A 25,340-nucleotide genomic window follows, 5' to 3' on the forward strand; every position below is an offset into this window, starting at 1 on the left:
GGGATCAGGTCGGCAGGACGAGTTGCGGAAGGTGGGTCTCGGTCCAGACGCGGACGCGGTGCAAGGCCGGATGCGCGAGGTTGCGGTTGAGGTAGCCGGCGATCCGCGGCAGGTGCGCGAGATAGGCCGGCTTGCCGTCGCGGCGGTCGAGCCGGGCGAAGATGCCGAGGATCTTGGTCGCCCGCTGGGCCCCGAGCACCGCGTAGGCGTGGGCGAAGCCCTGCACGTCGAACTCGGCGTCGCGGACCTTGCGCTCGCGGGCGTAGAGGCCGAGCAGGCGCAGCTCGAACTCCGCGCTCGCGTCGACCCGGGCGTCCTGGAGCAGCGAGGCGACGTCGTAGGCGGCGTGGCCGAGCACCGCGTCCTGGAAGTCGATGAGCCCGACCCGCTCCAGCCCGTCGCGCTCGGGCAGCCAGATCAGGTTCGGCGAGTGGTAGTCGCGCAGGACCCAGGTCGGCCGTTCCGGCTCGATCCCGCGCAGGGCCTCGGCCCAGACGGCGAGGAAGTCGGCGCGGGCGAGTGGGCTCAGCCGCGTTCCGGCGACGACGGGCGCGTACCAGTCGATCAGCAGCTCGGCCTCGAACAGCAGCGCTTCGAGGTCGTAGGGCGGCAGTTCGTGATCCTGGCCCTCGGAGACCGGCAGCACCGCCGGCAGGGGCGTCCCGTGCAGACGCGCCAGGACCTTGACCGCCTCGGCGTAGCGCTCCGGGCGCGGGCCGCCGGCGTCGACCACCGGCTCGGCGCCGAGATCCTCGAGGATCAGCAGGCCGGCATCGAGGTCTTCGCCGAGAATGCGCGGCGCGCTCAGGCCGAGCGCCCGCAGGCCGCGGTCGACCGCCACGAAGGCGTGGACCGATTCGGCGAGCTTCACGATCGCGCTGTAGGGCTTGCCGTCGCGCACGGCCGGACCGTCGGCGCGCGGCGGCGAGATCATCAGCACGGCGCGGCTCCCGTCCGGGTTGACCAGCCGCTCGTAGGCCCGGCTCGACGCGTCGCCCTGCATCAGCTCGCGCCGCGCCTCGCCCCAGCCGCTGCGGTCGAGCAGCACGCGCAGGGCGCGGGCGCGGGTCAGGCGCTCGGCCATCCCGCCGCCGCCGATGATCCGGGCCAGCCGCGCGTCGGGACCGAAATCCGGCTTGAGCGCGAGGTCGACGGCGAGCACCGGCCCGCTGCGCGGCGGCAGCCGGTCGGGCCATTCGACCAGCGCGATCGCGCGCTCGGTCGCCTCGTCGAAGCCGAGCTCGACCAGTTCGTCGGGCCCGCGCAGGCGGTAGAGGTCGGCATGGACCACCGGGACCCCGCCGCTTCCCTCGTAGGGCTGGATCAGCGTGAAGGTCGGGCTCGGGACGTCGAGGTCGGGGGCGTCGGCGAGTTCGCGGATCAGCGCGCGGGCCAGCGTGGTCTTGCCGCCGCCGAGCCCGCCCGACAGGGCGACGAGGTCGCCCGGACGCAGCAGCTCGGCGAGGAAGCGGCCGAGATCCTCGGTCGCGCTCTCGTCCGGCAGGACGATCTCCCAGGGTATCCGCTCGTCCATACCTGCCCCGACCCGGCAACCTCGCGCCCCGGGAGGGCGGCGACCGGCACCGGCTCCAGGGGAACGATCACGACGACACCGCGGCTCCCCGCGGACACGCGCCGGAACCCCGTCCGCACCCGGGACGATCCGGGGCAGGCCCCCGTCATAGCTCAGGAACCTTAACCGAACCACGCCGCCGCGGGACCGCCGGGCGGGCTACTCCGCAGGGCCATCGGGTTTCACCCGATGGCCTTGGGTTCTTTGCTTGGCCTCAGGCGCCGGCAGTCACACGCGACACGTCGTGTCGCCGTGACTTTGGCTTTCGCTCCGCTCTGCGTCCGAGAGGACATTCGTCCTCCCGGACCCGCTGCGCGGGGCGCTCTTCGGGCGCAGAGCGCACCGGGCCCACAGGATCGACAATCGGGTTTCACCCGATGGCCCTGGATTACTCCGCCGCGGCGAGGTGCGGCTCGGGGCCGTCGAGGGGGAAGGTGCAGGTGACCCGGGTGCCCTGGCCCGGGGCGGAGTCGATGTCGATGCGCCCGCCATGCAGCTCGATGAACGAGCGCACGATCGACAGGCCCAGGCCGACGCCGCGGTGGCGGGTGCCGAGCGTGTGGCTCTCGAACCGCTCGAACACCCGCGCCATCACCTCCGGCGGCATGCCGCGGCCGCGGTCGGCGACCTCGAGGACGAGCGCCGTGTCGGTCTTGCGGGCCGAGACCCGCACCTCCTGGCCCGGGGACGAGAACCCGACGGCGTTCGACAGCAGGTTGAACAGGATCTGCCGGATGCGCTTGCCGTCGGCCATGAAGGTGCCGATGTCGGGCGGCACGTCGAAGTCGAGGGTGATCGCCGCCTCGGCGAGCCGGTCCTCGATGCCGCGCACCGCCGCCGAGACGGTGTCGCGCACGTCGACCACGTCTTGGATCAGCTCCATCGAGCCGGCATCGATCGAGGCGAGGTCGAGGATGTCGTTGATGATCGCCAGCAGGGCGGCCGAGGAGCGCATGATGTGCTCGGCGTATTCCCGCTGGCGGGTGTTGAGCGCCCCCACGGTCTCGTCGCCGAGCAGTTCGGTGAAGCCGATGATGTTGGTCAGCGGCGAGCGCAGCTCGTAGGAGACGTGGTGGACGAACTCGTCGCGCAGGCGCGCGGTGCGCTCCAGGACGTCGTTCTTCTCGGTCAGCGCCCGCTCGACGTTGACGCCGGCGGTGACGTCGATGTGGGTGAGCAGCGTCGCGCCCTCGGGCAGCGGCTGGGCGGCGCAGTCGAGCATCGTGCCGTCGCGCAGCGCGAGGCGGCAATCGAGGCCCTGGCGCACGTCCATCAGGCCGGTGACGGCGCCGCGGATCTCGGTCCAGGGCTCCTCGGCCGGGCTGAGGTCGCGGCAGGCGGCGATCACCGCGTCGATGTGCGGCTGGGAGGCCAGCATCGCCTCGTCGAGGCGCCAGACCGCCGCGAAGGCGCGGTTGGCGAACTGGAGCCGGCCGTCGGAGCCGAACACCGCCACCGGCTCCTTGAGGGTGTCGAGGGTCTCGGCCTGGACCCGCATCAGCGCGTTGTAGCGCGATTCGAGCTGGAAGCGCTCCGAGACGTCGTCGAACAGGTAGGTGACGCCGCCCTGCGGGTTGGGGTCGGCGACGACCCGCAGGGTGCGCCCGTCCGGCAGGTGCCACCAGAATTGCTGCGCCTCGGTCGCCCGGTAGGCGGCGAGCACGCCGGCCTTCCACGAGCGGAAATCCGCCTGCTCGGGCAGCTTGCGGCTGCCGCGCAGCGCGTCGAGGATCTCGCCGTCGAGGGGACGGCCGTCGAGGAAGCCGGCATCGAGATCCCACAGCTCGCGATAGGCGGTGTTGTGGAAGATCAGCCGCTGGCGCGCATCGAACATCGCCACCGCGGTCGGAAGCTGGTCGAGGGTGCGGACGTTGGCGTCCATCTGGCGCTGGAGGTCGGCGCGCACGCTCTCCAGCTCGGACACGTCGACCGCGATGCCGACGCTGCCGGTGTCGATCGGAACCTCGGTGACGTCGAGGGTACAGCGCTCGCCGGCGACCACGGCGGAGACGCGCAGGGTGCCGCAGGCGCCGCCGGCCCGGCGGCGGCTGGCCTCCTCGCGGGCCGGGCGGTCGAGGAGTTCGGTGCCCTCGCGCAGCGCCCGGTCGCGGTCGGCGGCCTCGACCGCCCGGACGTAGGCGGCGTTGGCCCAGGCGAGGCGCCCGTCGCGGCGCCGGCGCCAGACCGGCTGCGGGATCGCGTCGAGGAGGGTGGCGAGGGCCGAGAGCGAGTCGCGCATCTCGCCGGTCCGGGTGCGCAGCTCGACGAGTTCCTGGCGCTCGGCGGTCAGCTCGCGCAGGCGCAGGAGCGCCCGCCCGCCCACCGCCTGCCCCTGGGCCTCGATGGTGCGCCCGGCGCTGGAGCGCACCGTCATGCGGAAGCGTTCGCCGCGGCTGCGCAGCGTCTCGACGGCTCCCTCGAGGGCGGCAGCGTCGGCGCCGGCGAGCCAGGCGCCGAAGGCCAGCACCCGCCGGGGCGAGGCCGGACGCCCGGGCTCGCTCGCGAGGGCGACGTCGCCCTCGATCAGAGGCTCGTCGCGCCCGGCCCAGGTGACGACGACCTGCGACTCGGAGCCGAGCAGCAGCTCGGCCCGGTCGTGGGCGCCGCGCAGCTCGGCGAGCTCGGCCGAGAGCATGCGCTCGCGCCGGGCCCACTTGGCGCGCTCGCGCAGGTGCATCAGCGACAGGATGGTCGCGAACACGACGAGGCCGATGACGACCGAGAGCACCACGGCGCTGTGCGCCTTGAACTCGGCCGGGACCGCTGCGGCCGCCTCCTGCGGCAGGGCCGCCGCGGCTGCGGCGAGCGCCCATGCGACCGCGTTCGCGCCGGCCGAAGGCCGGCGGCGCGGACCTGTTCCTGCCCCCATTCGAGTCCGATCCGTCTCCACGCGCCCCGCACCGGGGCGGGCGCTGCCAGGGCAGGGACCCGTACCGGATGCGGGAGCGTCCGCCGGGCCTGACCCGGCGGCGCCCCTCCAGAATCACCCCGACTTTACCGCGCCGGCGCCGGTCAGGAAGAGGAAACAGCAGGCACCGCCGCGCCGGGCGTGCGGTGCCGGAGGCTGGGCACAGAAATGCCACACCTGAGACAGAACAAAGTCGGAACCTTGTTCTGCGTCACAATGCCCGGAACGCAGCGAGCCCGGCCTCGCGGCCGGGCTCGCTGTTTTCTCAGATCCGGCCGGCGCGGAGCCGGCACGACATCAGTAGCGATAGTGATCGGGCTTGAACGGGCCGGCGGCCGATACTCCGATATAGGAGGCTTGGTCGTCGCGCAGCTTGGTCAGCTTGACGCCGATCTTCTCGAGATGCAGCGCCGCGACCTTCTCGTCGAGGGCCTTCGGCAGGGTGAAGACGTTCTTCTCGTACTTGCCCGGGTTGGTCCAGAGTTCGATCTGGGCCAGGGTCTGGTTGGTGAAGGACGCCGACATCACGAAGGACGGGTGCCCCATCGCGTTGCCGAGATTGACCAGCCGGCCCTCCGACAGGAGGATGATGCGGTGGCCGTCGGCGAACTCGATCTCGTCAACCTGCGGCTTGATGTTCTGCCACTTCAGGTTCTTGAGGCCCGCGACCTGGATCTCGTTGTCGAAGTGGCCGATGTTGCAGACGATGGCCCGGTCCTTCATCGCCCGCATGTGATCGAGGGTGATGACGTCCTTGTTGCCGGTCGCGGTGACGAAGATGTCGGCGCGCGGGGCGGCGTCCTCCATGGTCGTGACCTCGTAGCCCTCCATCGCGGCCTGGAGCGCGCAGATCGGGTCGATCTCCGACACCAGGACGCGGCAGCCGGCGTTGCGCAGGGAGGCGGCCGAGCCCTTGCCGACGTCGCCGAAGCCCGCGACCATCGCGACCTTGCCGGCCATCATCACGTCGGTGCCGCGGCGGATGCCGTCGACCAGCGACTCGCGGCAGCCGTAGAGGTTGTCGAACTTCGACTTCGTGACCGCGTCGTTGACGTTGATCGCCGGGAAGAGGAGCTTGCCCTCCTTGGCGAGCAGGTACAGGCGGTGCACGCCGGTGGTGGTCTCCTCGGACACGCCCTTGATCGACTCGGCGAGGCCGGCGAACCAGCCCTTCGGCTTCTCGGCCAGCATCCGCTTGAGCAGCGCGAAGAAGATTTCCTCCTCCTCCGAGCCCGGCTGGTCGAGGAAGGCGGTATCGCCGCGCTCGGCGCGCAGGCCGAGATGCACGAACATCGTGGCGTCGCCGCCGTCGTCGAGGATCATGTTCGGCATGCCGCCGTCGTGCCACTCGAACAGCTTGGCGGTGTAGTCCCAGTAATCCTTCAGGGTCTCGCCCTTGATGGCGAAGACCGGGATGCCGGCGGCCGCGATCGCGGCGGCGGCGTGGTCCTGGGTCGAGTAGATGTTGCACGACACCCAGCGGATGTCGGCCCCGAGCGCCTTCAGCGTCTCGATCAGCACCGCGGTCTGGATCGTCATGTGCAGCGAGCCGGCGATCTTGGCGCCCTTGAGGGGCTGGCTCGCGGCATATTCCTCGCGCACGGCCATGAGGCCGGGCATCTCGGTCTCGGCGATCGCGATCTCCTTGCGGCCGAAATCGGCGAGCGCGATGTCCTTGACGATGTAGTCCTGTGCAGCGGGCATCCGGCGGCTCCTGTTGCTCCGTTCGCGGCGGCGTATAGCAGCCCGCCCGGCGGGAAGCAATCAAGACATAAAGATGTCTTTATACGAGTTCCGGGCGGCGGTCCTGGCAGCCCTGCCGCCTGCCTCGCACGCGCCTTGCAGAGGTCATCCGCGTCAGCCGTCCGCGGTCAGGGGACCGCGGCGGGCGCTGCCTTCAGGGTCGTCATGAGTCACGCCTTTCTCTCGCGCCGGCAGTTCGTCGCCGGCGCCTCGGCCCTCGCGGCCGCCGGTACGGTGCCCGGGTCCGGCCCCGCCCGCGCCCAGGGCGCCGGGCCGATGCTGACCTACGGCATCTCGATGTTCGACCTGCCGCTCACCACCGGCCAGCCCGACCGCGGCGCCGGCGGCTACCAGTTCACCGGCCTGACGCTCTACGACCCGCTGGTCGCCTGGGAACTGGACGTCGCCGACCGCCCGGGCAGGCTGATTCCCGGTCTCGCCACCGCGTGGGAGAGCGACCCGGCCGACCGCCGCAACTGGATCTTCCGCCTGCGCGAGGGGGTCAAGTTCCACGACGGCTCGGCGTTCGACGCCGACGCGGTGATCTGGAACTTCGACAAGGTGCTCAACCAGCAGGCACCGCACTACGACCAGCGGCAGGCGTCGCAGGTGCGCCCGCGCCTGCCCTCGGTCGCCTCCTACCGCAAGCTCGACCCGATGACCGTGCAGGTCACCACCAAGGCGGTCGACGCGCTGTTTCCCTACCAGATGCTGTGGTTCCTGATCGGCTCGCCGGCGCAGTACGAGGCCCTCGGGCGCGACTGGAACAAGGTGGCGTTCCAGCCCTCCGGCACCGGGCCATACCGGATCGGCCAGCTCGTGCCGCGGGTGCGGCTCGAGCTTCTGCCCAACGAGGGCTACTGGGATCCCAAGCGGCGGCCGAAGCTCGCCAAGCTGACGCTCGCCTGCATCCCCGATCCCCTCGCCCGGGCGAACGCGCTGCTGAGCGGCTCCGTCGACCTGATCGAGACGCCGGCGCCCGACTCGGTGCCGCGGCTCAAGTCGGCCGGGATGCGGATGGTCGGAAACGACACGCCGCACGTCTGGAACTACCACCTGTCGATGATCGAGGGCAGCCCGTGGCGCGACCTGCGCCTGCGCAAGGCGGCCAACCTCGCCATCGACCGCGACGCGGTGGTCGAGCTGATGGGCGGGCTCGCCACCCCCGCGGTCGGGCAGGTCCAGCCGTCGAGCCCGTGGTTCGGCAAGCCGGCGTTCCGGATCCGCACCGACGTCGAGGAGGCGCGCCGGCTGGTGCGCGAGGCCGGCTACTCGCCCCAGAACCCGCTGCGCACGACCTTCATCATCCCGACCGGCGGCTCGGGCCAGATGCTGTCGCTGCCGATCAACGAGTTCGTCCAGCAGAGCTGGGCCGAGATCGGCCTCGCGATCGAGTTCCGTCCGGTCGAGCTGGAGGTCGCCTACACCGCGTGGCGCCAGGGCGCGACCGATCCGAGCCTCAAGGGCGTCACCGGCAGCAACATCGCCTACGTCACCTCCGACCCGGTCTACGCGATCCTGCGGTTCTACAGCGGCAAGCAGGTCGCCCCGACCGGGGTGAACTGGAGCCACTATGCCAATCCCGAGGTCGACGCGCTGTGCGACCGCATCGCCGCGAGCTTCGACCCCGCCGAGCAGGACCGCCTGCTCGCGCGGGTGCACGAGATCGTGGTCGACGACGCGGTCCAGGTCTGGGTCGTCCACGACACCAACCCGCACGCCCTGTCGGCGAGGGTGAAGGGCTACACCCAGGCGCAGCACTGGTTCCAGGATCTCACGACCCTGGCGTGAGGGAGGGGCGCCGCCCCCTACTCCGTCCCGCCCCGCCCCTGGCAGGCGCCGCACTCGCCCTCGACCTCGACGATGTGGCTCACCGGCTTGAAGCCGGCCGAGGCGAGGGTGGAGTCGAGGCCGCGCTGGATGTCGCGCGACACCGTCTCGCCGACGGTGCCGCAGGTGCGGCAGATCAGGAAGACGGTGCTCTCGCCGCCGCCATGGCCGTGGCCGCACGGCACGAAGGCGTTGCGGCTGGCGATGCGGTGGACGAGGCCGTTCTCGGTCAGGAAGTCGAGGGCGCGGTAGACCGAGACCGCGGCGACCCGGCGGCCCGGAACGCTCAGCCGCTCGGCGATATCGTAGGCGCCGAGCGCCCGCCCTTCCCCGGCGACCGCCTCGAGGGTGCGCCGGCGCAGGTCGGTGTAGTGCAGGCCGCGCTCGCGGCAGATCCGCTCGGCCCGGGCGAGCAGGTCCTCGCCGCCGCAGGCGTGATCGTGGGCGTCCGCCGGACCGGTTCCATCGGACGGGCTCGGGTGTCCGTGCATCCTCTGCCTCCCCGATCGGAACGCGGTTGACTCTCGTGGTCTGTTACAGTGTAACAGGGCCGTCCCGGAAACGGGATTCCGGCCGTTCTAGCAAATGAGGTCGGGCCGGGCATCCGCCAATGAGCCGCGCCCGCCGAACATCGTAAGGACACCCGATGCCCCTCGACCCCGCGGCTCCCGAGCGCCGGAGCGCGGTTCCGCCGCCGCTCTCGCTGCTGCGCCTCGGCGTCGGCACGCGCCTCGGGCTCGCGGCCCTGCTGGCGGCGGCGGTGTGGGGCGTGATCGGGTGGGCGCTCGCATGAGCCCGGCCCGCGCCGCGGAGGCCCACGGCCTCGCCTTCGACGGGCTGACCCTCGGCTACGCCCGCCATCCCGCCGTGCACCACCTCGACGGCACGGTTCCGGCCGGCGCGCTGCTCGCCGTGGTCGGGCCGAACGGCGCCGGCAAGTCGACCCTGCTCAAGGGCATCATGGGCGAGATCGCGCCCCTCGACGGCCGGGTGCTGCATCCGGGGCTGAGGCACGGCGACATCGCCTATCTGCCGCAGGCGGCCGAGATCGACCGCGCCTTCCCGGTCGCGGTCTACGACCTCGTGGCGATGGGGCTGTGGCGCCGCGTCGGCCTGTGGCGGCGGATCCGCGGCGACGACGGCGCGGTGGCGGCGGCCCTCGACGCGGTCGGCCTCGGCGGCTTCGAGCGCCGGCCGATCGGCACGCTGTCGGGCGGCCAGTTGCAGCGGGTGCTGTTCGCCCGGCTCCTGCTCCAGGACGCGCGGGTGATCCTGCTCGACGAGCCGTTCGCGGCGATCGACGCCCGCACCACCGACGACCTTCTCGCCCTCGTCCGGCGCTGGCACGGCGAGGGCCGCACGGTGGTGGCGGTGCTGCACGACCTCGAACAGGTGCGCCGGCACTTCCCCACCACGCTGCTCCTCGCCCGCGAGGCGGTCGCCTGGGGCGACACGGCCTCGGTGCTGACCGCGCCGAACCTGCGCCGGGCCCGCAACCTGTGCGAGGCCTGGGACGATTCGGCGCCGGTCTGCCGGGCCGAGGCCGGGACGCCGCACGGCCACGCCGCCCCGGCGCACGACCACCACGACCATCACCATCACGGGCACGCCGCGTGATCGACCTGCTGACGGCGCCGTTCGTCGAATTCTCGTTCATGCGCCGGGCGCTCGCCGGCTGCGTCGCCCTGTCGGTGAGCGCGCCGCCGGTCGGCCTGTTCCTCACCCTGCGCCGCATGAGCCTGATGAGCGAGGCGATGAGCCACGCGATCCTGCCCGGCGCGGCGGTCGGGTTCCTGGTCGCCGGCCTGTCGCTGCCGGCGATGACGCTGGGCGGCCTCGCCGCAGGGCTGGCCGTGGCGCTGCTGTCGGGCCTCGTCGCCCGCTCGACGGTGCTGCGCGAGGATGCCAGCCTCGCGGCGTTCTACCTCATCTCGCTCGCCGCCGGCGTGATGCTGATCTCGCTCAAGGGGTCGTCGATCGACCTCCTGCACATCCTGTTCGGCACCGTGCTGGCGCTGGACGACGACGCCCTGTGGCTGCTCGGCGGCATCGCCACCGTGACGCTCGCCGGGCTGGCGGTGGCGTTCCGGCCTCTGGTGCTCGAATGCGTCGACCCGCTCTTTCTGCGCTCGGTCAGCCGGGCGAGCGCCCCGGTCCATCTCGGCTTCCTCGGCCTCGTGGTGCTGAACCTCGTCGGCGGCTTCGCCGCGCTCGGCACCCTACTGGCGGTCGGGCTGATGCTGCTGCCGGCGGTCACCGCCCGGTTCTGGGCCGCCGACCTCGGCGGTCTGATCCCGGCGGCGATCGTCGCCGGCCTCGCCGCCAGTTTCGCCGGGCTCTTGATCTCGTACTACGCCGACCTGCCGACCGGCCCGGCGATCGTGCTCACCGCCGGCGGGCTCTACCTCGCCTCGATGGTGCTCGGCCCCCGCGGCGGCCTGCTGTGGCGGCTGCGGCCGGGACGTCACCTCGAAGCTTGACACTTATTAGAGCCTATTTGACTCTCGATCTAAAGAAAAAGCTCCCCTTTCCCGGACGACTGGAACGCAGTGAAAGGAGATCCGGGATCCAGCACAACAAGTCGCGAAGCGTCCATATGCAGCGACAGTGCCAGCACACGGAGCCGCTTCGCGGCACATCCGACGTCTGGATCCCGGATCTCCTTCCGCTATCGCTTCAGTCGTCCGGGAAAGGGGAGCCTCGCGCGGTCAATACGATTGACCATCGCTCAAACAGGCTCTTACAAAGCCGCGATGCTCGCGGCGAGATCCGGCGCGATCGCCCGCGCCTCGGACAGGAAGGCGGCGACGAGCGGCGTCATCGGGTCGCGTTCGGGCACCACGAGGCCGATCGTGTGGGCGACGTCCGGCTCGGTGATCGGCACCGAGCGCACCCGCTCCGACAGCTTGAACGTCTCGGCCAGCACCGCCGGCATGATGCTCGCCCACTTCGCCGTGCGGACATGGGTGACGAGGACGATCATCGAGTTCGATTCCAGCAGCGGCGCCGGCTCGCCGCCGGCCGCCCGCAACTGCCGGTCGATGATGCGGCGGTTCTGCATGTCGGGGGTGAGCAGGCAGAGCGGGATGCGGCCGACCTCGGCCCAGGTCACGCTCTGGCGCCCGCCGTAGATCCCGTCGGCGGCGGTGAGCAGGCGGTAATGCTCGCGGTAGAGCGGCAGCGTCGTCACGCGCCCGAGCGGCTCGTTGCCGAGATAGGTCAGCCCGGCATCGAGTTCGAGATTGGCGATCTGGCGGCCGATCTCGTGCGAGGTCGAGGATTGCACCGTGAACCGCACCGCCGGGTGGCGGGCCCGGAACGGCGTGGTGAGTGCGGCCACCATCGGGGTCGCGGTCGGCACCGCGGCCATCCGCAGCATCCCCGACAGGCCGCGCTTGAGCGCCGCCACCTCCTGGCGCATGGCGCGGGCGTCGCCGACGATCCGCCGCGCCCAGTCGAGCACCCGCTCGCCCTCCGGCGTGAAGCCCTGGAAGCGCGAGCCGCGCTGCACCAGCAGCACGCCGAGGCGCTCCTCGAGCTGCTTGACCCCCGCCGAGAGCGTCTGCTGCGACACCCCGCAGGCGAGCGCCGCACGGCCGAAATGCTGCTCGCGGGCGAGGGCGAGGATGAATTCGAGGCGCTCGATCATCGCGACATTCGGCCGAAGGGAACGGGCCGGGCGGCCCTGTCCGGGCGCCCGGCGCGGGGCTCGGCGAGTCTAGCCGCTGTCGGGCAAAGCTGCCATGCGCGGGACCGAAAAGCGGAGGAGAATCAAAACGGTTCCGTGACGGTGGCCGGGTGCCCCGGCGCGGCGGGACGGGCGCCGCCGCTTGGAATCGCCGTAAGTCCGGACGAATGTCCGAGAGCTATCAACGCACAAGCTCGACGGATGCGACGCCATCGCCGTTGCGCTGCAAGGCCCGTTGTGGTCTTGAGACGCCGACCGATGAGGTGTCGGACACGGTCGGCGGTCCACGGGACCGGACCGGGCCGAACCGCCCGGTGACACCGGACGGCGCCAGCGACGAGGCGCCGGGTGCGGCCGAAGCACGAGGGAGCTACGAGGGCATATGGGGATGGCGAGGGCGCAGCACGGGCCGTCGGCCCGATCGTTCCGGTGGCCCGCCGCGGGTCTGGCGCTCGCCGCCGTCCTCGGCAGCGCGACCGTTGCCGGCGCGGCCGGCGTCGGCCAGCCGGTGCCGTGGCAGATGGACCTGCAGCAGCCGGTCACCGAGGTGGCGCGGGAGATCTACAACTTCCACCACCTCCTGAACTGGATCATGGGCGCCGTCGTCCTGTTCGTGCTCGGGCTCCTGATCGCGGTCATCGTCAAGTTCAACGAACGCGCCCAGCCGACGCCGTCGCGCACCACCCACAACACGATGCTGGAAGTGGCCTGGACGATCGTCCCGGTGCTGATCCTGGTGGCGATCGCGATCCCGTCGTTCCGGGTGCTGCGGGCGCAGCTCTCCGACCCGAAGGCCGACCTGATGGTCAAGGTCATCGGCCACGCCTGGTACTGGTCCTACGAGTATCCGCAGGATGTCGGCGGCTTCAAGTTCGACGCCAACCTCATCGAGGGCGAGGACCAGGTGAAGTCGGGCCAGCCGAAGCTGCTCGCCACCGACAACGAAATGGTCGTGCCGGTGAACAAGATCGTGAAGATCCAGGTCACCGCCGCCGACGTGATGCATTCCTGGGCGCTGCCGTCGTTCGGCTTCAAGATCGACGCGATCCCCGGCCGCCTCAACCAGTTCTGGTTCAAGGCCGACCGCGAGGGCGTCTATCACGGCCAGTGCTCCGAGTTGTGCGGCCAGCGCCACGCCTACATGCCGATCACCGTGCGGGTGGTGAGCGACGCCGCGTTCCAGGCCTGGACCGCCGAGGCCAAGACCAAGTTCGCCGCGACCGGCGACGGCGCCCGCTTCGCCTCGGCCCGCTGACCGGCCCCACCGACCGTTCCGGGCCCGCGGCGCAGGCCGCCCGGGCCCGTCCCTGAGAGACGACCGCGACATACCTCGAAGAGGTCTCATTCCATGGCAGTCGCCACCACCCACGGGCACGACGAGGCCCACGAGCACGTGCCGCCGTTCTTCCAGCGCTGGTTCAATTCGACGAACCACAAGGACATCGGCACGCTCTACCTGCTGTTCGCGTTCTCGGCCGGCATCGTCGGCGCGTTCCTGTCGTTCGGCATCCGCATGGAGATGGAGGCCCCCGGGCTCCAGTACTTCTCCAACCCGCAGACCTACAACGTGTTCGTGACCGGACACGGCCTCATCATGGTGTTCTTCATGGTGATGCCGGCGCTGATCGGCGGCTTCGGCAACTGGTTCGTGCCGCTGATGATCGGGGCGCCCGACATGGCGTTCCCGCGCATGAACAACATCTCGTTCTGGCTGACGGTCGCGGGCTTCTTCAGCCTCGTCTGCTCGCTCTTCGTCGAGGGCGCCCCGGGCGCGGTCGGCGCCGGCACCGGCTGGACCGTCTACCCGCCGCTCTCCACCGCCGGCCATCCCGGCCCGGCCGTCGACTTCGCGATCTTCGCCCTGCACCTGTCGGGCGCCGGCTCGATCCTCGGCGCCATCAACTTCATCACCACGATCCTGAACATGCGCGCGCCGGGCATGACCCTGCACAAGATGCCGCTGTTCGCGTGGTCGATGCTCGTCACCGCGTTCCTGCTGCTGCTGTCGCTCCCGGTGCTCGCCGGCGCGATCACGATGCTGCTCACCGACCGCAACTTCGGCACGACGTTCTTCGACCCGGCCGGCGGCGGCGACCCGATCCTGTACCAGCACCTGTTCTGGTTCTTCGGCCACCCCGAAGTCTACATCATGATCCTGCCGGCCTTCGGCATCGTCTCGCACATCATCGCCACCTTCTCGAAGAAGCCGGTCTTCGGCTACCTCGCGATGGCCTACGCGATGGTCGCGATCGGCGTCGTCGGCTTCGTGGTGTGGGCCCACCACATGTACACGGTCGGCCTGTCGCTGCAGACCCAGTCCTACTTCGTGTTCGCCACCATGGTGATCGCGGTCCCCACCGGCGTGAAGATCTTCTCCTGGATCGCCACGATGTGGGGCGGCTCGATCCGCTTCACCGCCGCGATGCACTGGGCCGTCGGCTTCGTGTTCCTGTTCACCGTCGGTGGCGTCACCGGCGTGATCCTGGCCAACGCCGCCGTCGACCGCTACCTGCACGACACCTACTACGTCGTCGCGCACTTCCACTACGTGCTGTCGCTCGGCGCGGTGTTCATCATCTTCGCCGGCGTCTACTACTGGTTCCCGAAGATGACCGGCCGGATCATCCCGGAATGGGCCGGCAAGCTGCACTTCTGGCTCGCCTTCATCGGCGCCAACGTGCTGTTCTTCCCGATGCACTTCCTCGGGCTGGCCGGCATGCCGCGCCGCTACGCCGACTACCCGGAGGCGTTCGCCGGCTGGCACTGGGTCGCCACGATGGGCGGGCACATCTTCGCGCTGGGCATGGTGGTGTTCGTCATCGGCATCGTGCTCGCCTTCCGCTCCAAGGAGCGCGCCGCGGACAATCCGTGGGGCGAGGGCGCGACGACGCTGGAATGGACCCTGTCCTCCCCGCCGCCCTTCCACCAGTACGAGACCCTGCCGGTGATCGTCGACGAGCCGTCGCACGCCCACTGACGCAGGATGCGCGGGGCCGCCCTCCGGGGCGGCGCCCCGCCCGCCCCCTCACACGTCCAGACGGACCCGCAACGGACCGCGACGGCCATGACCAGCCTGACGAACACCGCCTCCCCCGCACCGACCTTCGCCCCCGCCGTCTCGCCGGGCGAGGTCGCGGACTTTTTCGCGCTGCTCAAGCCGCGTGTGATGGCGCTGGTGATCTTCACCGCGCTGGTCGGCATGACCGTGTCGCACAGCCACGTGAACCCGGTGATCGCGACGGTGTCGCTGCTGATGATCGCGGTCGGCGCCGGCGCGTCGGGCTGCCTCAACATGTGGTGGGACGCCGACGTCGACGCGGTGATGACCCGCACCCGCACCCGCCCGATCCCCGCCGGCCGGATCCAGCCCGGCGAGGCGCTGGCCTTCGGCCTGACGCTGTCGGTGTTCTCGGTGCTGGTGCTCGGGCTCGCGGCCAACTGGCTCGCCGCCGGGCTGCTCGCCTTCACGATCGTGTTCTACGCCGTGATCTACTCGATGTGGCTGAAGCGCGCGACGGCGCAGAACATCGTGATCGGCGGCGCCGCCGGCGCCCTGCCGCCGATGATCGGGCAGGCCGTCGTCACCGGCTCGGTCGGGATCGAGGGCACGATCCTGTTCCTCATCATCTTCATCTGGACGCCGCCGCATTTCTGGGCGCTCGCCCTGGTCAAGGCCGGCGAGTACGCCCGCGCCGGCATCCCGATGATGCCGAACGTCGCCGGCCCGGATTCGACCCGCCGCCAGATCGTCGCCTACACGGCGCTGCTGGCGCCGCTCGGCCTCGCCCCGGTCGTCCTCGGCTTCGGCGGCATGATCTACGGCGGCGTCGCCCTCGTCGGCGGCCTGGCGATGCTGGCGCTCAGCGTCGAGGTCTACCGCCGCCGCGACGGCGAGACCGCCAACAAGGCCGCGATGAGCCTGTTCGCGTTCTCGATCCTCTACCTGTTCCTGCTCTTCTCCGCCCTCCTGGCGGAGCAGGGTCTCGGGCTGTTCCGGCCCGTTCTCGGCTGATGACCGGATGACGCTGCCCACCCAACTCACGCCCGAGGAAGCCCGCCGCCGCCGCAAGCGCTCCGTCGCCATCGCGCTGGTGCTCGCCGCCCTCGTGTTGATCTTCTACGTGCTCACCATCGCCAAGCTCGGCCCCCAGGTCCTCAACCGACCGCTCTGACGGACGCCATGCCAGCTCAAGCCCCTCGCCCGAACCCGGCCCGGCAGGCGCGCACGACGCTGCTTGCCTGCCTCGGTCTCGTGGCCTTCATGGTCGGGCTCTCCTTCGCCTTCGTCCCGCTCTACAACCTGTTCTGCAAGGCGACCGGCTACGACGGCACGCCGCTCGTCGGCTCCGCCCCGACCGGACCGGCGAGCGACGCGCGCATGACGGTCCATTTCGACACCAACGTCCAGGCCGGCCTGCCCTGGCGCTTCGTCGCCGAGACGCCCCGCGTCGAAGCCCGCCTCGGCGAGACCCAGACGGTGTTCTTCCGCGTCACCAACACCGCCACGGTGCCGACCACCGGCATCGCGGCGTTCAACGTCCAGCCGGCGCTGATGGGCGGCTTCTTCGTCAAGATCCAGTGCTTCTGCTTCAACGAGCAGACGCTGCAGCCCGGCGAGACGATGGACTTTCCCGTGGTGTTCTACATCGAGCCCGCGGCACGGACCGACCCGAACACCGCCGCCTACAGCGAGATGACCCTGTCCTACAGCTACTTCGCCTCGAAGAACGGCCAGCCCACGGCCGCGCTCGCGACGCCGGCGGGGACAACCCGCGCGAATTGAACGCATGCCCGCGTGACAAGCCGTCGAGGCGGGCATTAAAGCGTCACCGTAACGACCGCCCGCCGGGCCGGTCCGGGATCAGACAGGAACCGGCGCGGGGCACGCAGCCGGTCCGGAAGGAAGAGGCAGGAGACCCATCGATGGCCGAGGCGCACGCGAAGCACCACGACTACCACCTCGTCAATCCGAGTCCCTGGCCCCTCCTCGGCTCCTTCAGCGGCTTCATCACGACCACCGGCGCGGTGTTCTGGATGAAGAGCCTGACGCTGGCCGGCCTCGCGATCGGGCCGTACCTGTTCTTCGCCGGAGTCATCGGCATCCTCTACACGATGCTGAGCTGGTGGCGCGACGTCGTCCACGAGGCCGAGACCGGCGACCACACCCGCGTGGTGCAGCTCCACCACCGCTACGGCATGATGATGTTCATCGCCTCCGAGGTGATGTTCTTCGTCGCGTGGTTCTGGGCCTATTTCGAGGCCGCGCTCTACACCGCCGACCCGATCCAGGCGTCGCGGGTCGAGTTCACCGGCGGGATGTGGCCGCCCAAGGGCGTCGAGGCGTTCGACCCCTGGCACCTGCCGCTGCTCAACACCCTGATCCTGCTCACCTCCGGCACCACCGTCACCTGGGCCCACCACGCCCTGCTCAACGGCGACCGCAAGGGGCTGAAGTACGGCCTGTGGCTGACCATCGCGCTCGGCGCGCTGTTCTCCTGCGTCCAGGCCTACGAGTACGGCCACGCCCATTTCGGCTTCTCGGGCAGCATCTACTCGGCGACGTTCTTCATGGCGACCGGCTTCCACGGCGCCCACGTCCTCATCGGCACGATCTTCCTCGCGGTCTGCCTGTACCGGGTCTATATCGGCCAGATGTCGACCCGCCAGCACCTCGGCTTCGAGTTCGCCGCCTGGTACTGGCACTTCGTCGACGTGGTGTGGCTGTTCCTGTTCGCCGCGATCTACGTCTGGGGTGCCGGCCACTCCGCGCACTGAGTCCGACCGGGGAGCCGCGGGCTCCCCCGCGCGGCGAAGCGACACGAGGGCGGCGCGAGCCGCCCTTTTTCATGGTGCGGGGTGGCGGGCGGCCCCATATCGGCGCTGAGCGGAGCTGCGTCGGCAGGCCGACGCTCCGTCCGCTCGGTTCGTTGCCTTGTCGCAGGTTTCGCTGGCGGAAGCGGTAGCCACTTTCACGAAACCTGCTCAGGCGGCCAGTCTCCAGGAGTTCTCCCGTGGCGCATTCCCACTCGACACCGTCGCCGGCGGTCGGCCTGCGCGGGCGCTGCCCGCGCTGCGGCGAGGGACACCTGTTCAAGGGCTTCCTCAGCTTCCGGCCGTCCTGCGAGGTCTGCGGCCTTGACTTCCGCTTCATCGACTCGGCCGACGGCCCGGCCTTCTTCGTGATGTCGATCGTCGGCATCGTCGTGGTGGCGCTGGCGATGTGGGTCGAGTTCACCTACGAGCCGCCGATGTGGCTGCACGCCGCCCTGTGGGCACCCCTCTCGATCGTGCTGAGCCTCATCCTGGTCCGCCCGCTCAAGGGCCTGATGGCCGCCCTGCAATACGCCAACAAGGCCGAGCAGGGGCGCCTGCGGTCGTGACCGCCGACTCCGGTCGTCGCGCCGCCCTGCGCGATCTCCTCGCCCCCTTCCTGGCCACCCTGGTCTGCCTCGCGATCCTCGTGGGTCTCGGCACCTGGCAGTTGCAGCGCATGGCCTGGAAGCAGGGGCTGATCGCCCAGATCGTCGCCCGTTCGCGGGTCGAGCCGCCGCTGCCGCTCCCCTCCCCGGAGGCGTGGGATCCCGCCGCGCAGGAATTCGACCGGGTCCGGGTCACCGGCCGGCTGCTCAACGACCGCGAGACCCTCGTCCACGGCCTCGCCCCCGGCGAGGTGCCGGGCCGCGCGCTCCAGGGCTACTACGTCGTCACGCCGCTCCAGCGCGACGGCGGCGGGATCGTGCTGGTCAACCGCGGCTTCGTGCCGACGGAACTCAAGAACCCCCGCGACCGCGCCGCCGGTCAGGTCGAGGGTCCGGTCACCGTCACCGGCATGCTGCGGGCGAGCGAGGCCCGCGCGATGTTCGTGCCGGCGCCGAACCCGCAGACCGGGGAGTGGTTCAACCGCGACGTCGCCGGCATCGCCGCCGCCAAGGGCTTCGAGCGGGTCGCGCCCTACCTCATCGAGGCCGACGCGACCCCCAATCCGGGGGGCTGGCCGAAGGGCGGCCAGCTCCGGGTCGACCTGCCCAACAACCACCTGCAATACGCCTTCACGTGGTTCGGCCTCGCCCTCTGCCTCGTCGGGGTGTTCGGCGCCTTCGCGTGGCGGCGGCTGTACGACGGCGCCCGCCCGGACCCCGTTCGGAGCGAGACGGCCGGCATCCCCTGAGCTAAACAGGGCCGCCCCCCCACCCCGACCCGGGAGCCCGCGCCGATGGCCAGCGCCGCCGACCACACGAGCTTCCTGCCGCCGGTCCTCACCTTCCTGTCGGCGGCGGTGATCGGCGTGCCGGTGTTCCGCCTGCTCGGGCAGAGCGCGGTGCTCGGCTATCTCGCGGCGGGCGTCGTGATCGGGCCGTTCGGCCTCACCCTGATCCCGGAGGCCGAGACCACCCGCGGCGTCTCGGAACTCGGGGTGGTGCTGCTGCTGTTCATCGTCGGGCTCGAACTCGAGGTCTCGCACCTCATCTCGATGCGCCGGGACATCCTCGGCCTCGGCACGCTCCAGTTCGCCCTGTGCGCGGCGGTGCTCGGCGGGATCGGCCTGCTGTTCGGCCTGTCGGTCCCGGCCGCCGTGGTCGTCGGCCTCGCCCTGGCGCAGTCGGCGACCGCGGTCGCCCTGCAATTGCTGGGCGAGCGCCGGGACCTGTCCTCGCCCTACGGCCAGCGCGCCTTCGCGGTGCTGCTGTTCCAGGACCTCTCGATCGTCGGCATCCTCGCCCTGCTGCCGCTCGCCGCCTCCAACGGACCGGGCGGCGAGGCGCATCTCGGCGACGCGCTGCAATCGGCCGGAGTCGCGGTCGCGGCGGTGCTCGCCGCGGTCGCGGTCGGGCGCTACGGCCTCAATCCGTTCTTCCGCCTGCTCGCCGCCAGCGGCGCCCGCGAGGTGATGACCGCGGCCGCGCTGCTCGTCGTGCTTGGCACCGCGATGCTGATGGAGCAGGTCGGCCTGTCGATGGCGATGGGCGCCTTCCTCGCCGGGCTGCTGCTCGCCGAATCGAACTTCCGCCACCAGCTCGAGGCCGACATCGAGCCGTTCCGCGGCATGCTGCTCGGCCTGTTCTTCATGAGCGTCGGCATGTCGATCGACCTCGGGCTGGTGCGCGAGCACTGGCTCGCCCTGCTCGGGGCGACCGTCGCGACGATCGTGCTCAAGACCGCCCTCGTCGCCGGGCTGTTCCGGCTGTTCGGCTCGCCCTGGCTCGACGCGGTGCGGGGCTCGGCGGTGCTGGCCCCGGCCGGCGAGTTCGCCTTCGTGCTGCTGCCGGTCGGGTCGGCGCTCGGCCTCGTCGACGGCGAGGCCGGCCGCTTCGCCCTGGCGCTGGCAGCCCTGACCATGGTCGTCGGCCCCATCGCCGCCAAGGCGATCGAGGGCGCGCTCGCCCGGCGCGCCGTTCCGGACCAGGAGCCGGACGCCTCCTTCGAGGGGCCGGAGAACGCCGAGGCGCGGGTGCTGGTGGTCGGGTTCGGCCGCTTCGGCCAGATCCTGACCCAGATCCTGCTCGCCCGGGGCCTGAGCGTCACGGTGATCGACAAGGACGTCGAGCAGATCCGCAGCGCGACCCGGTTCGGCTTCCGGGTCTATTACGGCGACGGCACCCGCCTCGACGTGCTGCGGGCGGCCGGCGCCGGGCGGGCCGACATCGTCTGCATCGCCATCGACGATTCCGAGGCGACCCTCAAGGTGGTCGACCTCGTCCATGCCGAGTTCCCGTCGACCCGCACCTACGTGCGTGTCTACGACCGGGTGCAGGCGATCGAGGCGCGCAACCGCGACGTCGACTACCAGATCCGTGAGACGTTCGAATCCGCCCTCGCCTTCGGCCGCGCCGCGCTCGAAGGCCTTGGCGTGCCCGCCGCCGAGGCCGCGGCGCTGGCCGACGACGTGCGCAAGCGCGACGTCGCCCGCCTCGTGCTGCAGCAGGCCTCCGACCCCGCCCTGCGGGCCGATTCGCTCCGCAGCGCCTACACGATCAAGCCCGAGCCGCTCACCGTCCCGAAGGGGTCGTCGCAGGCGCTCAACGCCGAGACCGAGGACATCATCGCCCGCGAGCGCGACCGCCACGCCGAGCCGGAACCGGTGCTCGCCGAGGCCGCGACGGCGCCGCAGGATGCCTGAACCCGCCCGCTTCGTCGAAGGCCCGATCCTGCGCCACGTCGTCGTGATGGCGGCGACCGGTTCGGTCGGCCTGATGGCGGTGTTCCTCGTCGACTTCCTGTCGCTGCTCTACGTGTCGTGGCTCGGCGACCCGCGCCTCACCGCCGCGGTCGGCTTCGCCACCATCGTCCAGGTCTTCGCGGTCTCGATCACCATCGGCACGATGATCGCGGTCGGCGCCCTGGTCTCGCGCGCGCTCGGCCAGGGCGACGTCGCGGGGGCGCGGCGGATCGCGGCCTCGTCGCTGGTGATCTCCGGCCTCGCCGGCGGGCTCTCCGTCGTGGTGCTGCTGGCCGGTCTCGATCCCCTCCTCGCCCTGATCGGGTCCGGCCCCGAGAGCGCGCCCGCCGCCGCGCGCTTCCTGTGGATCGCGCTGCCGGCCAACGTCGCGATGGCGCTCGGTCTCGGCTGCTCGGGGGTGCTGCGGGCAGTGGGCGACGCGCGCCGGGCGATGTCCGTCACCCTGGCGGGGGCGGCGGTGACGGCCGTGCTCGACCCGCTGCTGATCTTCGGCCTCGGGCTCGGCGTCGAGGGGGCGGCGCTCGCCGCGGCGGCCTCGCGCCTCGCCTTCGCGGCGGTCGGCTGGCACGGGGCGGTGAGCGTCCACCGGATGGTGGCGCGGCCGACCTGGGCGGCGTTGCGCGAGGATGCCCGCCCGGTTCTGCGCATCGCCCTGCCGGCGGTGCTGACCAACCTCGCGCCGCCGGTGGCGAACGCCTTCCTGGCCCACGTCGTCGCCCGCTACGGCACGGCGGCGGTGGCCGGCAACGCCGTGATCGACCGGCTGGTCCCGGTGGCGTTCGGCGGGCTGTTCGCCCTGTCGGGGGCGGTCGGGCCGATCCTCGGCCAGAACTGGGGCGCCGGCCGCTTCGACCGGATGCGCCGCACCCTGCGCGACGCCGCCCTCGTCACCGGCCTCTACATGCTGGTGGTGTGGGCCGCGCTCGCCCTCGGCCGGCACGCGATCGCGCGGCTGTTCCACCTGGAGGGGGCCGGGGCCGACCTCCTGGCCTTCTTCTGCCTCGTCGGCGCCGCCGCGTGGTTCTTCAACGGTCTGCTGTTCGTCGCCAACGCGGCGTTCAACAACCTCGACGCGCCGCTGCTCTCGACCGGCTTCAACTGGGGCCGCACGACCCTCGGCACGATGCCGTTCGCCTGGGCCGGGGCGCAACTCGGCGGCCCGGAGGGCGCGGTGGCCGGCGTCGCCTTCGGATCGCTGATCTTCGGCACGGCCGCCTTCGCGGCGGCGCTCCGCCTCATCGCCCGCCTGGAACGGGCCGCGGCCGGCGCACAGACCGGCACGCCGGCGGCCGATCCGGCCGCCGGCTACGCCCCGTCACCGGTCGGCCACGGAGAGGTCCGGCCCGCGCTGACCGGTCAGTAGGCCCAGTCGCGGGAGCGTCCCTCGCCGTGCCCGACCACCCGCAGGCTCCGGCCCGGGTGACGCCGCGACGTCCGCCGGTCGACGAGGTGCTCGGTCGGGTCGTGGCGCCACGGCACGTCGAGGGCGCCCGACACGTCGCTGCGCGACAGGCCGATGTCTTTCAGCATGCGGTCGTCGAACTCGGCGATGCGGTGAATGGCTTGACGGCGGTTCCACAGCACCGCGACCCGGGTCGCCGTGCGCAGTACGGCGCGAGCCGCACCGAACGCGAGGGACAGGACACCGAGGGGAGCGAAACCGAACGTCATCGTCATCTCCGGCGCGAGCCCAGGGCCGGATTCTCCTTACGGCAGAGCTCCGCGCGACCTCCTCCTACGGCATCCCGATCGATCCGTTGAGCGAATGGTTGAGATGTGTCACTTCACCGGAAGTGATGGGACGACCCGGCCATGCATCCCCTCGACCTCGACCAGCTCCGTACCCTGGTGGCGATCGCCGATACCGGCTCGTTCACCCGCGCGGCCGAGGCGGTCAACAAGACCCAGTCGGCGGTGTCGATGCAGATGAAGCGGCTGGAGGAGCGGGTCGGGCGCGAGGTGTTCTGCCGCGCCGGCCGGCTCACCCGGCTGACCGACGACGGCGAGCGCCTGCTCGACTACGCCCGGCGGATCGTGCGGCTGCACGCCGAATGCCTCGCCGCCTTCGACGAGGGCGACCTCGCGGGCCGGGTGCGCCTCGGCCTGCCCGACGACTACGCCGAGCGCTACCTGCCGGAGATCCTCGGCCGCTTCGCCCGCACCCATCCCCGGGCCGAGGTTACGGTGGTGTGCGAGCCGAGCGACGTGCTCGCCGGCCGCATCGCCGCCGGCGACCTCGACCTCGCCATCGTCACCGAGGCCGAGCAGGCCGGCGCGGTCGAGACGGTGCGCGGCGAGGCCCTGCTGTGGGTGGGGTCGAACCGGCACCGGATCCACGCCGAGGCGACGGTGCCCCTCGCCCTCGGGCGACCGAACTGCCGCTGGCGCATGCGCGCCCTCGCGTCGCTGGAGCAGGTCGGACGGCCGAGCCGGATCCTGTTCGTGAGCTGGAGTTCGACCGCGGTCGGCGCGGTGGTGCTGGCGGGCCTCGCGGTCTCGGTCCTGCCCGAGAGCGCCCTGAAGCCCGGCATGCGCCTGCTCGGCCCGGCGGACGGCTTCCCGCCGTTGCCGGGCTGCCGGATCGGGCTGATGCGCCACCGCAGCCGCGACCCCAACCCGACCGCCGACGCCCTGGCGGCGCAGATCCGCCAGTCGCTCGACAATCTCCGGGTCGCGGCGGAGTAGGCCGGTCAGGACCTGAGGGCGCTCACCACCTTGGCCGACAGTTCGGTGTAGAGCCTAGCCGCGGCGTCGCCGTAGGCCGCCATGCCGACCGAGGCCGCCAGGAAGACGAGGGCGACGACGAGGGCGTACTCGACCGCGGTGGCTCCCGCCCGGTCGGCGAGGAATCGGTGCAGCCGGTCCGATGTCGGGCCCGTCCAGGGCATGTCGCGGTCCTCCGGGTGGAGGCCTTTTGTAAGTCGTCAGCTCCTCATCGACCGTTAAGCCGGGGATGGGGATTGATTCGATAGGGGGTGTCCGATCGCCGGACGCGCGCACCCCGACCCCTCCCCCCGCAGAAGGGGGAGGGGCCGCGCGTCTGCCGGCGACGCGCCACCGTCGTTCCGCGGCCGACCCGGCCGCCTACTCCTTCCCGGTCGCCTTGCGCAGCGCGTCGATGCGCTGCGACGCCTCGGCCTTGTCGAGGTCGGGGTCGAAGGCATCCTCGTCCTTGGCCTGCTCGGACAGGGTCTTGAGATAGGACGCCTGGGCGCCGGTCATCGGCTCGCCGCCGGTGGTCCAGTCCTTCGGGTCCTTGATGCGGTTCGACTCGTCGGTCGGATCGACCTTCGGGTTGGTCTCGTCGGGCTTGTGCTGGGCCTTCGCCATGGGATGTTTCCGTTCACGATGTGTTCCGGAACAGGAACGCGGGACCGACCGCCGCTGTTCCCGGGAAACCGAACCCATCCACAGGCGAAGGCCCCGGACGGGGGGCGTCCGAGGCCTCGGCAGGATCACGGTAGCGGGCTCACGCCGCATTCAAGTCGCGGGAGGCGGCGTCACGCCGCCTTGGCGCGCGGCTGCACCTCGGCGGTGTAGTCGTCCATCAGCGTCTTGGTCATCGCGCCCGGCTGGAAGCGGTACTGCGCGATCTCCGAGACCGGCGTGACCTCGGCCGCCGAGCCGGTGATGAAGCACTCCGAGAAGCCCTCCAGCTCCTCGGGACGGATGCGGCGCTCGACCACCTCGTAGCCGCGGCGGCGGGCGAGGTCGATCACGGTCTGGCGGGTGATCCCGTTGAGGAACCGGTCGGCCGCCGGGGTGTGGATCACCCCGTCCTTGATGAAGAACACGTTGGCGCCGGTGCATTCGGCGACGTAGTCCTCCCAGTCGAGCATCAGGGCGTCGGCATAGCCCTTGTTCTCGGCCCGGTGCTTCGAGATCGTGCAGATCATGTACAGGCCCGCCGCCTTCGAGGCCGAGGGCGCGGTGCGCGGGTCGGGCCGGCGGTACTCGGCGAGGTCGAGCCGGATGCCCTTCATCTTGGTCGCCGGGTCGAAGTAGCTCGGCCATTCCCAGGCGGCGATGGCGAGGTGGATGGTGTTGGCCTGGGCCGAGACGCCCATCATCTCCGAGCCGCGCCACGCCACCGGGCGCAGATAGGCGTCCGACAGGCCGCTCTCCTTGAGGACGAGGGCCTTGGCGGCCTCGATCTCGTCGACCGAATACGGGATCTCGAAATCGAGCAGCTCGGCCGAGCGGCGCAGGCGCTCGGAATGCTCGCGGCTCTTGAACAGCGCGCCGCCATAGGCGCGCTCGCCCTCGAACACGCAGGAGCCGTAATGCAGGCCGTGGCTGAGTACGTGAATCTTCGCGTCCGCCCACGGCACCATGCGGCCGTCGAACCAGATGTGGCCATCACGCTGGTCGAAGGGGATGACGGACATGACGATTCTTCCTCGTATGCGGTTCGTTTCCG

The 25,340-nt window shown here is 71.2% G+C and carries 24 protein-coding genes; 15 read left to right on the forward strand and 9 right to left on the reverse strand.

Features of this window, described 5'->3' with window-relative positions; translation table 11 throughout:
• Positions 1-4: 4 nt before the first annotated feature.
• The 3 genes from tsaE to ahcY all read right to left on the reverse strand — a co-directional run bounded on the left by tsaE (position 5) and on the right by ahcY (position 6,185).
• Positions 5-1,534: a tRNA (adenosine(37)-N6)-threonylcarbamoyltransferase complex ATPase subunit type 1 TsaE gene (tsaE, locus tag EOE48_RS16400; protein ID WP_127731010.1), complete on the reverse strand. Its 1,530-nt coding sequence runs from the start codon at positions 1,532-1,534 to the stop codon at positions 5-7.
• A 427-nt stretch (positions 1,535-1,961) separates the two neighbouring features.
• Positions 1,962-4,442, reverse strand: coding sequence for a sensor histidine kinase (locus tag EOE48_RS16405; protein WP_127731012.1), 2,481 nt, complete (start codon positions 4,440-4,442; stop codon positions 1,962-1,964).
• A 336-nt stretch (positions 4,443-4,778) separates the two neighbouring features.
• Positions 4,779-6,185, reverse strand: a complete 1,407-nt coding sequence (gene ahcY / locus EOE48_RS16410) for an adenosylhomocysteinase (protein WP_127731014.1) — start codon at positions 6,183-6,185, stop codon at positions 4,779-4,781.
• Between the two features lie 204 nt (positions 6,186-6,389).
• On the opposite strand from ahcY, the gene EOE48_RS16415 reads away from it, so the two are divergent.
• On the forward strand, positions 6,390-8,015 hold the full coding sequence (locus EOE48_RS16415; RefSeq protein WP_127731016.1) for an ABC transporter substrate-binding protein: 1,626 nt from the start codon (positions 6,390-6,392) through the stop codon (positions 8,013-8,015).
• 17 nt (positions 8,016-8,032) lie between these two features.
• On the opposite strand, the gene EOE48_RS16420 is transcribed toward EOE48_RS16415, so the two are convergent.
• On the reverse strand, positions 8,033-8,545 hold the full coding sequence (locus EOE48_RS16420; RefSeq protein WP_127731018.1) for a Fur family transcriptional regulator: 513 nt from the start codon (positions 8,543-8,545) through the stop codon (positions 8,033-8,035).
• A 155-nt stretch (positions 8,546-8,700) separates the two neighbouring features.
• Here EOE48_RS16420 and EOE48_RS29240 point away from each other — a divergent pair, with 155 nt between their 5' ends.
• From EOE48_RS29240 to EOE48_RS16430, 3 genes are read left to right on the forward strand one after another with little or no spacing between them, the layout of a single operon-like run.
• Positions 8,701-8,847, forward strand: coding sequence for a hypothetical protein (locus EOE48_RS29240; RefSeq protein ID WP_187371438.1), 147 nt, complete (start codon positions 8,701-8,703; stop codon positions 8,845-8,847).
• Positions 8,844-9,671: a zinc ABC transporter ATP-binding protein AztA gene (gene aztA, locus EOE48_RS16425; protein WP_127731020.1), complete on the forward strand. Its 828-nt coding sequence runs from the start codon at positions 8,844-8,846 to the stop codon at positions 9,669-9,671. Before EOE48_RS29240 ends, aztA begins: the two co-directional genes overlap by 4 nt.
• Positions 9,668-10,534, forward strand: a complete 867-nt coding sequence (locus tag EOE48_RS16430; RefSeq protein ID WP_127731022.1) for a metal ABC transporter permease — start codon at positions 9,668-9,670, stop codon at positions 10,532-10,534. Before aztA ends, EOE48_RS16430 begins: the two co-directional genes overlap by 4 nt.
• 260 nt (positions 10,535-10,794) lie before the next feature.
• Here the strand turns inward: EOE48_RS16430 and EOE48_RS16435 are convergent, their stop codons facing one another.
• A complete protein-coding gene (locus EOE48_RS16435) occupies positions 10,795-11,703 on the reverse strand; it encodes a LysR family transcriptional regulator (RefSeq protein WP_127731024.1) in 909 nt (302 codons plus the stop codon).
• 421 nt (positions 11,704-12,124) lie between these two features.
• Here EOE48_RS16435 and coxB point away from each other — a divergent pair, with 421 nt between their 5' ends.
• The 10 genes from coxB (at position 12,125) to EOE48_RS16480 (ending at position 22,283) form a co-directional block, all read left to right on the forward strand.
• Complete coding sequence (coxB, locus tag EOE48_RS16440; RefSeq protein ID WP_187371439.1) at positions 12,125-12,997, forward strand: cytochrome c oxidase subunit II; 873 nt, start codon at positions 12,125-12,127, stop codon at positions 12,995-12,997.
• Between the two features lie 93 nt (positions 12,998-13,090).
• On the forward strand, positions 13,091-14,719 hold the full coding sequence (ctaD, locus tag EOE48_RS16445; RefSeq protein ID WP_127731028.1) for a cytochrome c oxidase subunit I: 1,629 nt from the start codon (positions 13,091-13,093) through the stop codon (positions 14,717-14,719).
• Between the two features lie 87 nt (positions 14,720-14,806).
• On the forward strand, positions 14,807-15,754 hold the full coding sequence (locus EOE48_RS16450; protein WP_127731030.1) for a heme o synthase: 948 nt from the start codon (positions 14,807-14,809) through the stop codon (positions 15,752-15,754).
• Positions 15,755-15,761: 7 nt separating this feature from the next.
• Positions 15,762-15,914, forward strand: coding sequence for a hypothetical protein (locus EOE48_RS29245; RefSeq protein WP_187371440.1), 153 nt, complete (start codon positions 15,762-15,764; stop codon positions 15,912-15,914).
• 8 nt (positions 15,915-15,922) lie between these two features.
• On the forward strand, positions 15,923-16,525 hold the full coding sequence (locus EOE48_RS16455; protein WP_127731032.1) for a cytochrome c oxidase assembly protein: 603 nt from the start codon (positions 15,923-15,925) through the stop codon (positions 16,523-16,525).
• Between the two features lie 140 nt (positions 16,526-16,665).
• Positions 16,666-17,517, forward strand: a complete 852-nt coding sequence (locus tag EOE48_RS16460) for a cytochrome c oxidase subunit 3 (protein WP_127731034.1) — start codon at positions 16,666-16,668, stop codon at positions 17,515-17,517.
• Positions 17,518-17,753: 236 nt separating this feature from the next.
• Positions 17,754-18,122, forward strand: coding sequence for a DUF983 domain-containing protein (locus EOE48_RS16465; protein WP_127731036.1), 369 nt, complete (start codon positions 17,754-17,756; stop codon positions 18,120-18,122).
• Entirely contained in the window at positions 18,119-18,910 is a 792-nt protein-coding gene (locus EOE48_RS16470) for an SURF1 family protein (protein ID WP_127731038.1), read from the forward strand. Before EOE48_RS16465 ends, EOE48_RS16470 begins: the two co-directional genes overlap by 4 nt.
• 45 nt (positions 18,911-18,955) lie before the next feature.
• Positions 18,956-20,860, forward strand: coding sequence for a monovalent cation:proton antiporter-2 (CPA2) family protein (locus tag EOE48_RS16475; protein WP_127731040.1), 1,905 nt, complete (start codon positions 18,956-18,958; stop codon positions 20,858-20,860).
• Entirely contained in the window at positions 20,853-22,283 is a 1,431-nt protein-coding gene (locus EOE48_RS16480) for an MATE family efflux transporter (RefSeq protein WP_127731042.1), read from the forward strand. The genes EOE48_RS16475 and EOE48_RS16480 overlap by 8 nt, the downstream gene beginning before the upstream one ends.
• Here the strand turns inward: EOE48_RS16480 and EOE48_RS16485 are convergent.
• Complete coding sequence (locus tag EOE48_RS16485) at positions 22,277-22,591, reverse strand: DUF1127 domain-containing protein (RefSeq protein ID WP_127731044.1); 315 nt, start codon at positions 22,589-22,591, stop codon at positions 22,277-22,279. The two genes, EOE48_RS16480 and EOE48_RS16485, sit on opposite strands and share 7 nt — an antisense overlap.
• Before the next feature lie 141 nt (positions 22,592-22,732).
• Between EOE48_RS16485 and EOE48_RS16490 the strand changes: the two genes are divergently transcribed.
• On the forward strand, positions 22,733-23,605 hold the full coding sequence (locus tag EOE48_RS16490) for a LysR substrate-binding domain-containing protein (protein WP_127731046.1): 873 nt from the start codon (positions 22,733-22,735) through the stop codon (positions 23,603-23,605).
• A 5-nt stretch (positions 23,606-23,610) separates the two neighbouring features.
• Here the strand turns inward: EOE48_RS16490 and EOE48_RS16495 are convergent, their stop codons facing one another.
• The 3 genes from EOE48_RS16495 to EOE48_RS16505 all read right to left on the reverse strand — a co-directional run bounded on the left by EOE48_RS16495 (position 23,611) and on the right by EOE48_RS16505 (position 25,308).
• A complete protein-coding gene (locus EOE48_RS16495; RefSeq protein ID WP_127731048.1) occupies positions 23,611-23,808 on the reverse strand; it encodes a Flp family type IVb pilin in 198 nt (65 codons plus the stop codon).
• A gap of 196 nt (positions 23,809-24,004) precedes the next feature.
• Complete coding sequence (locus EOE48_RS16500; protein WP_127731050.1) at positions 24,005-24,250, reverse strand: DUF3072 domain-containing protein; 246 nt, start codon at positions 24,248-24,250, stop codon at positions 24,005-24,007.
• A 170-nt stretch (positions 24,251-24,420) separates the two neighbouring features.
• Positions 24,421-25,308 (reverse strand): branched-chain amino acid aminotransferase, encoded by an 888-nt coding sequence (locus EOE48_RS16505; RefSeq protein ID WP_127731052.1) that lies wholly within the window; start codon positions 25,306-25,308, stop codon positions 24,421-24,423.
• Positions 25,309-25,340 lie beyond the last annotated feature (32 nt).

Origin of the sequence: Methylobacterium oryzihabitans (assembly GCF_004004555.2) — a bacterium.
GTDB classification, from domain to species: Bacteria; Pseudomonadota; Alphaproteobacteria; order Rhizobiales; family Beijerinckiaceae; genus Methylobacterium; species Methylobacterium oryzihabitans.